We start from the raw sequence: 11,096 nt of genomic DNA on the forward strand, positions 1-11,096 counted from the left end.
CTAGTTGCTGAGAGTATGCGCACATGTGTTATTTGATAAGATGGTTGAATGATTTGATACTCAACCAAAATTGCACATAATTCTCCATGCTTGACCTCAATGAAATCGCGACCTTTGTGGAGGTGGTGCGTGTGGGCAGCTTCGCCGAAGCCGGGCGACGGCTGGGGATTCCGCCTGCCACCATCGGCCGCCATATCACGCAATTGGAAACCCGCTTGGGAGTGCGGCTGCTACATCGCTCGACGCGCAAGCTGGGCATGACCAATGCCGGCCGGAATTTTTTCGAGCGCTGCGAAACTGCGGTGACTAACCTAACGCTGGCGGGACAGGACGCAATGGTGGACACTCGGACGCCGTCTGGCCTAGTCAAGGTTGCCGCGCCTGCCGGCTTCTTCGATGCCTTCCCGGTCGACTGGATCAAGGACTTTCTGAACGCGCACCCGCAGGTCAGGCTCCAGTTCGTCTTAAGCGACGAAGCCGCCGACCTTATTTCTGAGGGGATCGATGTGGCGTTTCGAGCAGGACAATCACTTGACCCCGATTCCGTTTCACGAAAGATTCTCAGGCAACGCTTCATTCTGGTCGCAAGCCCTTCGTACATACAAGAGAGAGGCGCGCCGATCGACACGGATGACCTGCTCCATCACGACTGCATACCGTTGACCACGCGGTCATCCGTTCCTCCTGTTTGGCGCCTGGACGGCTGCAGCGACATCCGGATATCGGGGCGATTCTCGGCCAACACGGCGCGTGCCGTGCTGCGGGCAGCGCTGGCCGGTCTGGGTATCACGATGCTCCCAGAAGTTGTCGTCGCACCCGATCTCCAGGCGAGGCGCTTGCTTCGCGTATTGCCCACGCTTTCCCGCGAGGCGGGCGACGTCTACGTGGTGCTCCCAAGTCGGAGACATATTCCTTCGGCAGTCAGCGCATTTGTGTCGTATGCGTCAGGTGAACTCACCCGCAACGCGACGCGCTTCAACACAACTGAAGAGTAGGAAACGACGGGAACAGATGCCGATCAAGTTCTACGGCATTTATCCATTGGACGCTGTTCCTTCGGCTCTAACACAACGCTACCGCTGGGCCTGGTGGCGTCGCACATTGGAAATGCCGCCAGTTGCAGATACGGAAAGAGTGGCTGCTTGGATCGCGCTGAAGCGAGAACTTGCTTCGCTTGATCAGGGGTGTCTCCCGGCGGCCCCCAGTCGCGCCAATCGTCTTGAGCAACGTCCTTTGGATGAACATCTGTATGCCTCTCGAAATCTGGTCGAACGGTTCTTCTGTCGCATCAACCAATTCCTACGCGTGGCTACCCGATACGATAAGTTATCCGAACAATTATCATCATTTGTTGCGCTCTCTGCTGCTTTTATCTGGACCTGCTGGTTGTGACGGCAGGTATGACGAACGTTTAGAAAGCGGTCGACGGATTTCTGGGTACTTCGGTGAATTCGCGCCAGACAGCGAACCGTGAGGCTAGGGCCTGGTCATTCGGTCACACTCGCGTCAAGTTGACATTGCCATAACGAATCATCACTCTCAGGCAAACACTGACACGGCCGATGACCTGTAAGTCGACCCCGCCTCGATCGTGAACACCGACACCGTCCCGCTCAATCGGATCGCCTGTTCATCAAGCGATTGAGCCGCGGCAGCCGCCTCTTCAACCAGCGCCGCATTCTGCTGCGTGACTTCATCGATCTGGCCAATAGCCTGATTGACCTGCTCGATCCCGTGACCTTGCTCATCGGACGCCGCGGCAATCTCGCCGACAATGTCCGCCACCCGTTTGATCGCGCGCTGCACCTCCGCCGTCGTGCGCCCGACCTCTTCAGCCTGACGTGAGCCCGATTGAATGGTCGTCACGGAGCGCTCGATCAGATCCTTGATCTCCTTCGCCGCCACCGACGAGCGCTGCGCCAGGCTCCGCACTTCCGACGCCACCACCGCGAAGCCGCGCCCCTGTTCCCCGGCTCGCGCCGCCTCGACGGCCGCATTCAACGCGAGAATATTCGTCTGGAACGCGATGCCTTCTATCAGCGTGGTGATCTCGGCGATCCTCGCGGAACTCGACGCGATCTCGTTCATCGTGCCAACCATCCGCTCGACGGCCAGATTGCCTTCGTCGGAGATATGGGACGTGTTCACCGCCAGCGCGCTCGCTTGTTTCGCGTTGTCCGCGTTCCCCTGAACTGTGGCCGTCAACTCGCCGAGGCTCGCCGCCGTTTCCTGTAAAGAAGCGGCTTGCTGCTCGGTGCGCGCGGACAGGTCGATGTTGCCCGCGGCGATCTGCTTCGAAGCGACACCCACCGCGTCGCTCGATACCCTGACTTCCGCCACGACGCCTGCCATGCGCTTGAGCAAGCTGTTCAACGCAACGGCGGTGTGGCCGATTTCGTCCATGCGCTCAACCTGCGTCTGCTGGGACAAATCCAGCGACGTGCTGATTCTCTGCAGCGTGTCCTGCAGGCGGCCAAGGCCACGACTGATCAACCGGTAAAGCTGGCTCCCAAACACGCCCGTCAAGAGCAACGCGCCCACGACGATAACCAGCATCAGGCCAAACGCCATCTTGAAAGCCGAGGCGTTTTCTTGACGCACCGCCTGGCCGCGTTCGATGTTGTAGTTGAGATGGCCGTGCAAGCCGCTGTTCAACGCGACCGCAGCCGTATGCACCGCGCCGCCGTCATGCAGCATGGCGAGCGCGCCGTCCTTGTCGCCTGCCCGGATCCTCTCGAAGAAGCTCGTGCGCGCGGCGCGATACGCAGCAATGTGCGTCCGGTCCGCATCCAGCATCGTTTGATCGGTCGCGTCGGACACGCCGCGCGACTGATAGTCGGCGATGTGGCTATCGAAGCGTTTATCCGCATCGTCAATTTCCCGTTCGATCTCGCTGCGGCTCGCGTCGTCGATTCCATCCACCACATAGCGGTACACGTTCAGCCGCATGTCGGCGACATCGTCGAGCGTCATGGAGATCGATTTCAGGCCGGGGATCGTGTGAGTCTCAAGGCCCTCTATGCGCTGAAACGACCCGTTAAGTTGAAAGAGCCCGTAGCTCCCCACAAAAGCCAGCGCCAGCAACGCCACCCCGAGCGTCACCACCAGCCGTCGAACGATAGTCATAGGTTGTTCTCGTTTTGATCTTCGGCAACTGTGGTGTGGAGGAGTGCCGATGGGTTATGGTCGGAAAAACGCGCGACGCGCTACCTTAAAGCAAGCTTATCGACCGGTTTACGGATGTGGCCAGGAAAACTTGAGAGCAATTTTCGGGGCGGTGATCTAGCGGCAACGTCATCGATCTAAACGTTAGCAACGCTGGCTCTATTCCATTGTCGGCGAACACCGTGCAATACCAGCCCCAAAAAATAGTTCATGTGAGTGGAATATCTAGGGAAGATGCATAAATCGTGCTCGATTGGGTTGTTAAATAAGCCGATGACTGCGACGATTTGGGAATGAGACAAGCTAATCTGGGATTGGATTTGACGGCTTTGATAACTTACCGGGAGTGACACGGTACGACGGCCAGTGTGACGATTGGCCAGAAAGCGATCGACGGATTTTGAGTGACTTCGGCGAATTCGCGCCAAGCGACGAACCGAGCAGCAAGCTGATTGCGATAAAATGAAGCTCGCAGCATATGCCGCTTGAGCGCGAAATTTTGCCTGATCGGCCCGAAGCAAAAGAGGAATCGCTGTGTGCGTTTTGGGTCGCGAAAGCCATGCATTCGACGCTCGTGCTCACGTGTCGGATGGTGGCTGTTCTCGGCGTGGTTGTAGAGCAGGGCAGCAGCTTTGACGAATACCTGCTTTACGTTCGCCAGTTCCGGGATTTCGGCCTTGGCCGCTGGGTAGCTGCGCAACAGATCGGTGACGATCTTGCGCGGCACGGGGCGCCGCTTGAAGAAGCGTTTGGCGGCGGCCTTATCGTGCCGCTTCTGCACCAGGATGTCGAGTTCGGTGCCATGTGCTACCGGGCTTGTGCCGCGCGGCCTTCACCGGAACTACTGCAATCCGGGCATCCTTTTCCCGAACACTAAACGTGAGATCGACGCCGTTAAACTTCGGCATACGGACATCGGTATTGAGGCACGCGGTAAGCTTTAGAAGGAGCGAACACAGGAAGTCTTCGGCGCGCCTTGCCAATCATCGTCATCGGGATCATCCCCAAACACCCTGCCAGAAAAACTAGCAGGATAGGTTGATTGCCCGGCTCAATTTTCAGTCGGCGCGATCCCTACATGTGGCTGAATTTTCGGTCGGCGTAGACACCCAAACTCCGTCGAATGCTTCCTGAGCCACAATGCCTCGCACAATCGCGATCGACGAAGTCCCGCAGGTTGACACTGCCACCACCGGCGCCTACCGGTGCGCGCGCCAGTTCTCGATACCCGGGAAGGGAGGCAGGGAAATAGCTCGACTACGCCCTGCCTATTACTCCACTCGCGGACGCAAGCGACCCGGCGTTGAGCGCCGTCGTCAGATAATCTATGAACGCCTGCACCTTGGTCGAAGGGCGGGGCCCGCCAGGAAGGACGGCATGCACGTCCACCGGCTCCAGCGTGTAATCAGTCAGCAGGGCCACCAATGTACCTGACCGCAACTCCGCTCCGCACATGGCGGCGGAAGCCTGAGCAATGCCAAGGCCGGCGACCGTGCTGGCGTAGAGACCGGGCCCCGAGTCCGTGTAGATGCGGCCAGTCACGTCAACCGAAATGATCGTGTTGCGCCGCTTGAAGATCCAGCTCTCCCGGCCAAATCCGTTCGGTCCGAAGATGCAGTCATGGTTTGCCAGATCGGCCGGGCGTCTTGGTATGCCGTGCGCTTGCAAATACGATGGCGCGGCGACGACAAACCTCGGTAGTGTCGCAAGTCTCCGCGCGCCGAAAGTCGAATCCACAAGTCTGCCGAGCCGGATTGCAACATCCACCCCTTCCGCGACGAGGTCCTGATAGGCATCGGACACGCGAAGCTCCATTCGCAGCAGCGGATAGCGCGCCAGGAATTCGGGCAGGCGCGGGATCACTTCACGCACGCCGAAAACCACTGGCAGCGCCACGCGGATGGCGCCGCGCAGCGAGTCGATGCCCCGTGCAGCGTCCTCGGCCTCGTCCAGATCGGCGAGGACGTCTCGCGCCCTTTCGAGGAACTTCTCTCCCGCCGTCGTCAAGGTAAGTCGTCTCGTGGTGCGAAGCAGAAGCTTCACGCCCAGCCGCGTCTCTAACTCCCCAATGATCCGCGATACCGAGGGCTGGGACAGGTTCATGTCGTGGGCGGCACGGGTAAAGCTGCCGCTTTCGCCCACCCGCACAAAGACAGTCAATTCTTGGAGCCGATCATTCATTTGATAATTGGATAAATGTTGTCCATTCCCTGAGCATACCCGCGGACCGGGGGATGGACCATAATTGATTCGTTAGCGACCCAAGGAACGCATACATGTCTCTTCAAGACCGTTTGGATGCCTTTAAGGCTGATTTTGAAGGCGGAAAGCTCGCTTACAAACCAGGCCCGGACGCACTCGACATCATGCATCGTGCCACGGCGGAACTGATTGCCTCCGGTCAGGCGCTCAACGCAAAAAAGGCAGGTGATAAGGCGCCGGAGTTCACGCTCAAGGATCCCGACAGCCACGTGGTTTCTTCAGCGGAGCTTCTGGCGAAAGGCCCACTGGTTGTTTCGTTCTATCGTGGCATCTGGTGCCCTTACTGCAACCTGGAACTCCAGGCCCTTCAGGCGGCGTCACCGGAGATCGAGAAGCGTGGCGCCAGCGTTATCGCCATCTCGCCCCAGACGGCACTCAACAGCCGCAAGTCTCAGCGCGACAACAAGCTGACCTTCCCGATCCTGCGTGACGAGAAGAGCCGCATCGCCGCAGCGTTCGGATTGCGGTTTTCGCTGCCGGACTACCTTGTCGAACTCTACAAGGGCTTTAAGAACGATCTGCCGGCGTTCAACGATGATCCGGCCTGGGTGCTGCCGATGCCGGCGCGGTACGTCATCGGCAGCAATGGCTTCATCGCCTACGGGGAGGTCAATCCGGACTATACGCAGCGTCCCGATCCATCGGAAGTCCTTCCGATACTCGACAAGCTGCGCATGACCGCGGCGGGCTGATGCCCAGACCACGGGGCCGCGCGCTCACCGAAAGGCAGCATCCCGACTGTTGCAGCGGCATCGTCTTAAAGGCGCTCAGCCGACTGCTACCGACCGGAACTGCCCCCCCCGCAATTGACTTGCATAAGGATAAGTTCGATGAGCTTGCAGGAACAGCTTGACACCTTTAAATCCGAGTTCGCGCGTACTGCGGCGCCTGGACGCTCCGCCCTCTACGAAGCCAAGATCGAAGAACTGCGCGCCAGCTTCTGCCTAAAAAGGGCAGTTGGGGTTGGCGACGATGCGCCGGATTTTTCGCTGACCGACGCTCGCGGGAATTCAGTCTCGTTGCGCAAACTGCTGGTGCGCGGACCGGTCGTCGTCACCTTCTACCGGGGCGGGTGGTGCCCGTACTGCAATTTTCAGTTACGGGCCTATCAGGCTATCTTGCCGCAAGTGGCCTCGCTCGGCGCTCGCTTGGTCGCGATCTCGCCACAGCTTCCAGACGGCTCACTGAGCACCGCTGAGACCAATGCCCTGACCTTCGATGTGCTTAGCGACGTCGGCAACATTGTCGCGCGCGGTTTCGGGCTCGTCTATACGTTGCAAGATGAAGTGCGCGCGGCACTTCGGTCAAACAACAAAGCCTTGCCCGCGATAAACGGGGACGAGAGCTGGGAGCTTCCCGTTCCCGCCACCTATGTCATCGCAGTCGACGGCCGCGTTTCACTCGCTCACATCGAGGTCGACTATCGAAAGCGGCTAGAACCCAATGCCATCGTTGCGTCCTTGAAATCGCTCCAATCGGTCTGATCGATGGCGATCGGCGAAGTGTCAACTATAGCGGCGGCTGACCCGGAGCTTGAGCGGGGTCAATTCTCGCACCGACGGTGGGTCGGATTCGTCTGGGCCGCGCGTGCGGTCACGATCGTTTCCGGCGGGTTCGTCGTGACGCGATTCAGCGTCATCCATGAGCTACGAATTTGGGGTGTCACCGCGCTTCGTTGCGAGACACCTTCGCTGACTAAATACGCGTCACTCGGAATCGCCGTCCTCGGGGTGGGGTGCTTGTCGTTTCAAAGCCCACTTCGCCGGCCATCGTGCCAACCGTTCCGAAAACCTGACGGAGACGCCCATGATCCGCTTCTATTTCCATCCCACACCCAACCCGGCAAAGGTCGCCCTCTTTCTCGAAGAAGCGAAGTTGCCGTATGAAGCGATCCCGGTCGACACCAGCAAGGGCGAGCAGCACCTTCTGGCGTTTCGCGCGATAAACCCCAACGGCAAGGTGCCGGCGATTGTCGACACAGACGGGACTGGCGGAAAGGAAGTGCGCATTTTCGACTCCACGGCGATCCTGATCTACCTCGCCGAAAAGACCGGCAAGTTCCTCGGTTCCCCGGAAGATCGGCCCGAACTGCTTTCCTGGCTGCTATTCCTCGCCTCCGGTCTAGGGCCGTTCTCGGGCCAGGCCGTCCACTTCCAGTTCGCCGCGCCGGAAGGTCTTGACTATGCGGTGAACCGCTATCGCCGCGAGGCCGAACGCCACTACCAGGTTCTGAACGATCATCTCGAAGGTCGGGCTTATATTGTCGGCAACACCTATACGATTGTCGACATTTCTGCCTGGGGTTGGCTCGACCGGGTATCGCGCGTGCGCATGGGTGCCGAGAATCCGCTTGGCCCGTATCCGAACCTTAAGCGCCTCTTCGAGGTGGTCGATGCGAGGCCGGCGGCGGCCCGGGCGCGCGATGTCGGTAAGGACCACCCGTTCGAGAGGGTCAATGACGAAGAGACCAGGCACGCACTCTTCTCGTCCAACTATCCCCCGGCTGCGTGAACCAGCCTCAAGCGATTTCGGAGACGAGCATGACGGATTCCATCGACTATACGCCCCCGAAGGTTTGGAGCTGGACCAAGCCCAACGGCGGCACCTTTGCGAATATCAACCGACCGATTGCTGGCCCGACGCACGACAAGGAGCTGCCGGTCGGCCGGCACCCGATACAGCTCTACTCACTGGCTACGCCGAACGGCGTGAAGATCACGATCCTGCTCGAGGAACTGCTCGCGCTCGGCCACGCCGGTGCCGAGTACGACGCATGGCTGATAAAGATCGGCGACGGCGATCAGTTCGGCAGCGGCTTCGTGGCGATCAACCCGAACTCTAAAATTCCGGCGCTGTTGGACCGCAGCGAGCCGGAGCCGATACGCGTATTTGAGTCAGGCGCGATCCTGCTGTATCTCGCGGAGAAGTTCGGCGCCTTTCTTCCGAAGGACATCGCGGCCCGGACCGAGACGCTGAACTGGCTGTTCTGGCAAATGGGCAGCGCGCCGTATCTGGGAGGCGGTTTCGGCCACTTCTATGCCTATGCGCCGACCAGGATCGAGTACGCGATCGACCGCTTTGCCATGGAGGTAAAGCGGCAGCTCGATGTGCTCGACCGGCGCTTGGCCGAGAGCGAATACCTCGCCGGTGGCGACTACTCCATCGCCGACATCGCGGTGTTCCCCTGGTACGGCGGACTGGCCAAGGGATGGCAGTACGGCGCCGCGGCGTTCCTGTCGGTGCAGGACTACAAAAACGTCCAGCGATGGGCCGACGCCATCCTCGCGCGCCCCGCCGTGAAGCGCGGACGCATGGTCAACCGCATGAGCGGTGATCCATCGGAGCAGCTTCGCGAGCGTCACGACGCCGCCGATTTCAACACCAGGACCCAGGACAAGCTCACGGGAGCACGACCATGAACATCAAAGGCAAGCGCGTCCTCATCACGGGCGGATCGAGCGGTATCGGCCTGGCACTCGCGAGGGCCTTCCTCGCCAAGGGTGCGAAAGTCGTCATCAGCGGTCGGCGACCCGATGTTCTTGAGAAGGCGCTCGAAGAGCTTCACCGCGCCAGCTCGTCCGTCTGGAGCATCGCTGCAGATGTAGCGGCGCCCGATGGCCGCGCGGCGACGATCAAGCAGGCTTTCGACGCGCTCGGCGGCCTCGACGTCCTCGTGAACAACGCCGGAGGCGTCAGGGCTGGACGCCTCGAGAACACGCCCGAAGCCGAGCTGCGAGCCATGATCGAAGTTGATCTTGTCGCGCCGATCATGCTGACCCGCGCCGCCCTGCCGGCTCTGCGGGCGAGCGGCGACGCTATGGTCGTGAATGTCGCCTCTGGCATCGCGCTGATCGGAGCGCCGTTCTACGCAACGTACGCCGCCACGAAGGCTGGTCTTGCCCGCTTTGGCGAGGCGCTGCGCCGCGAACTCAAGGGCGAAGGTGTCCATGTGCTGACTGCGTATCCGGGCGGGACCGACACGCCGATGATGAAGTCGAATCGTGCTGGCCCCGAACTCGGCTTCTCGCGAGAGCCGGCTTCCGCCGTCGCTGATGCCATCATCGAGGGAGTTGAGACCGATGCTTTCGAAGTGATCCGCGGCGGCGAGGCGCGGGCTCAGATGATCGCGCTCAATCGCGACAATCCGGCCTCCGTCGACGAGCGCTTCCTCGGGCTAAAGCCGGCGCTGGAGGACGCAGTGAAGGATCACTCGGCCATTTGAACAGAGGCGATCGCAACCGGGTATGGATTTCAATACGGTGAGTTCTGAACGAAGACTGGCGCACAATCGTCTGAGCGGGAACCCCCAGCCGGGTGCGGCGGCTCCGGTGCAAATAGTGGAGATAGTCAACAAGGTTGATTTTTAGAGGATGTCTTGTTAATCCGACAGGACTGCATTCCAAACGGTCGGTGTAGCGGCGTCTTTGATGTTGAGCGTCGCGAGATTGAACCGTCCCTTGCGAGTGCGATGCATCAACTCGATGCCTGAAATCATGTGCGCTGCGCCCCTGAACAGCTTGAAGCCAAGCATGACCTTCGTCTGGGACTTGATGTTGCGATGGTCTTCAAGGATTTTCGTTATGCCAGCATCATCCTGTCTGGCATCGAAACGATGCATATGATCAGGAAAGGACAGATGAAAACGGAGCATGGGATTCATCAATTTGTCGTCGAGAAATTTTACTACTTGATTATGTAAGCAGTCGTTCTAATTTCACGCTCGATCACCAGTACGGAATTATCGCGACAGAACCCCCAATATCTCCGAAAACCGACGTGGCCGTAAAACACCGAAGCGCGGCCGAAAACGGCACTTGGACGCGGTGATCTTCGAGGAGCGCTTCCGCACCACCGAGCGCGTGTTCGGCTGGGAAGACAAGTTTCGGCGTCTGCTGCTTCGCTTCGAGCGCATCAGTCAGGTTCGCTACACGTTGAAGACGCTTGCCTACACGATAATCAATTTGTGGCACTACTGCCGCGGTTAAGCTCGCGCACCGGACGCCCGTGTATTCTCGCGGCTCATCGCGCCGTGGTTGCGCTCGTTTGCAGCATGCCGACGAATTCGCAAAATGACTCACATCTTCGCACCTCACGTCTGGTCACCACCATTCATCATTGCTCGCGGGCTCTCACAACCATCCTACGGCCCATCACGCTCGAAACCCGCAACCATGCATGGACGCCCCCGGTTTGCCAAGCTCTCATTGGTGATGGTTTGAAGGCATAGATTGCAGCCATGCATCCGGACTTCAATGTCAGGCGCATGCCTGCCGGTCCCTGATGGAATCCGCTGGTCGAGTCCCAATCAGTTGGGCGCACTGCAATCGTGCGTTGGTTGCGTCGGGTTTTGATCGACCACGGTCTGACCTGTCTTGCCATCACTGCTTGATCGCCTGAGCAATCGGTGGTTTGAATCTCCTTTGCTTGATTGCTGTTTTCAGATTTGGGCGGCCGACCCGGTTACGCGCTCGCCTGGGCGCTCGTGTAGCCGGGCCGGAACTCTCGGTCGTGAGCCAGCAGTGCCCACACGATGCGCGCATTCTTGTTGGCTAGCGCAACGGCAGCCACATTGGGATTTCTCCGCGCCAGCAGCGCTGCCAGCCAGCCGTTGGTCTTGTCCTTCTTGCGCTGGAAGGCGCAAATCACTGAGCGCGCACCGTGGATCAACA

10 protein-coding genes and 4 pseudogenes are annotated in these 11,096 nt (G+C 59.6%); 9 read left to right on the forward strand and 5 right to left on the reverse strand.

The annotated features are described in order from the left end of the window. The first annotated feature begins 86 nt into the window (after nucleotides 1-86). Nucleotides 87-995: a LysR family transcriptional regulator gene (locus tag PQQ51_RS33710; RefSeq protein ID WP_408501524.1), complete on the forward strand. Its 909-nt coding sequence runs from the start codon at nucleotides 87-89 to the stop codon at nucleotides 993-995. A gap of 16 nt (nucleotides 996-1,011) precedes the next feature. Next, on the forward strand, nucleotides 1,012-1,392 hold the full coding sequence (locus PQQ51_RS33715) for a hypothetical protein (RefSeq protein ID WP_408501525.1): 381 nt from the start codon (nucleotides 1,012-1,014) through the stop codon (nucleotides 1,390-1,392). A gap of 147 nt (nucleotides 1,393-1,539) precedes the next feature. On the opposite strand, the gene PQQ51_RS33720 is transcribed toward PQQ51_RS33715, so the two are convergent. From PQQ51_RS33720 to PQQ51_RS33730, 3 genes and pseudogenes are all read right to left on the reverse strand, one after another. Next, on the reverse strand, nucleotides 1,540-3,126 hold the full coding sequence (locus tag PQQ51_RS33720) for a methyl-accepting chemotaxis protein (RefSeq protein ID WP_408501526.1): 1,587 nt from the start codon (nucleotides 3,124-3,126) through the stop codon (nucleotides 1,540-1,542). 376 nt (nucleotides 3,127-3,502) lie between these two features. Further along, nucleotides 3,503-3,970, reverse strand: a pseudogene (locus PQQ51_RS33725) (DDE-type integrase/transposase/recombinase); the annotation flags it as partial. A gap of 452 nt (nucleotides 3,971-4,422) precedes the next feature. Next, complete coding sequence (locus PQQ51_RS33730; protein WP_408501527.1) at nucleotides 4,423-5,346, reverse strand: LysR family transcriptional regulator; 924 nt, start codon at nucleotides 5,344-5,346, stop codon at nucleotides 4,423-4,425. A 95-nt stretch (nucleotides 5,347-5,441) separates the two neighbouring features. Between PQQ51_RS33730 and PQQ51_RS33735 the strand changes: the two genes are divergently transcribed. From PQQ51_RS33735 to PQQ51_RS33755, 5 genes are all read left to right on the forward strand, one after another. After that, nucleotides 5,442-6,119, forward strand: a complete 678-nt coding sequence (locus PQQ51_RS33735; RefSeq protein ID WP_408501528.1) for a peroxiredoxin-like family protein — start codon at nucleotides 5,442-5,444, stop codon at nucleotides 6,117-6,119. Between the two features lie 138 nt (nucleotides 6,120-6,257). Beyond that, nucleotides 6,258-6,911 (forward strand): peroxiredoxin-like family protein, encoded by a 654-nt coding sequence (locus tag PQQ51_RS33740; protein WP_408501529.1) that lies wholly within the window; start codon nucleotides 6,258-6,260, stop codon nucleotides 6,909-6,911. A 322-nt stretch (nucleotides 6,912-7,233) separates the two neighbouring features. Further along, nucleotides 7,234-7,938: a glutathione S-transferase family protein gene (locus PQQ51_RS33745; protein WP_408501530.1), complete on the forward strand. Its 705-nt coding sequence runs from the start codon at nucleotides 7,234-7,236 to the stop codon at nucleotides 7,936-7,938. Nucleotides 7,939-7,967: 29 nt separating this feature from the next. After that, on the forward strand, nucleotides 7,968-8,846 hold the full coding sequence (yghU, locus tag PQQ51_RS33750; RefSeq protein WP_408501531.1) for a glutathione-dependent disulfide-bond oxidoreductase: 879 nt from the start codon (nucleotides 7,968-7,970) through the stop codon (nucleotides 8,844-8,846). Continuing rightward, nucleotides 8,843-9,649, forward strand: a complete 807-nt coding sequence (locus tag PQQ51_RS33755) for an SDR family NAD(P)-dependent oxidoreductase (RefSeq protein WP_408501532.1) — start codon at nucleotides 8,843-8,845, stop codon at nucleotides 9,647-9,649. Before yghU ends, PQQ51_RS33755 begins: the two co-directional genes overlap by 4 nt. 156 nt (nucleotides 9,650-9,805) lie before the next feature. Here the strand turns inward: PQQ51_RS33755 and PQQ51_RS34480 are convergent. After that, nucleotides 9,806-10,000: pseudogene (locus PQQ51_RS34480) on the reverse strand (IS6 family transposase); the annotation flags it as partial. Between PQQ51_RS34480 and PQQ51_RS33760 the strand changes: the two are divergent. Both PQQ51_RS33760 and PQQ51_RS33765 read left to right on the forward strand, forming a co-directional pair. After that, nucleotides 9,986-10,126: pseudogene (locus tag PQQ51_RS33760) on the forward strand (IS6 family transposase); the annotation flags it as partial. The pseudogenes PQQ51_RS34480 and PQQ51_RS33760 sit on opposite strands and share 15 nt — an antisense overlap. A 115-nt stretch (nucleotides 10,127-10,241) precedes the next feature. Beyond that, nucleotides 10,242-10,412 carry a hypothetical protein gene (locus PQQ51_RS33765; RefSeq protein WP_165936778.1) on the forward strand — a complete coding sequence of 57 codons (171 nt, stop codon included), beginning with the start codon at nucleotides 10,242-10,244 and terminating at the stop codon, nucleotides 10,410-10,412. 475 nt (nucleotides 10,413-10,887) lie between these two features. Here PQQ51_RS33765 and PQQ51_RS33770 read toward each other — a convergent pair. After that, nucleotides 10,888-11,096, reverse strand: a pseudogene (locus PQQ51_RS33770) (IS110 family transposase); the annotation flags it as partial.

This window comes from Paraburkholderia xenovorans, assembly GCF_046030735.1.
Taxonomy (GTDB): Bacteria; Pseudomonadota; Gammaproteobacteria; order Burkholderiales; family Burkholderiaceae; genus Paraburkholderia; species Paraburkholderia xenovorans_A.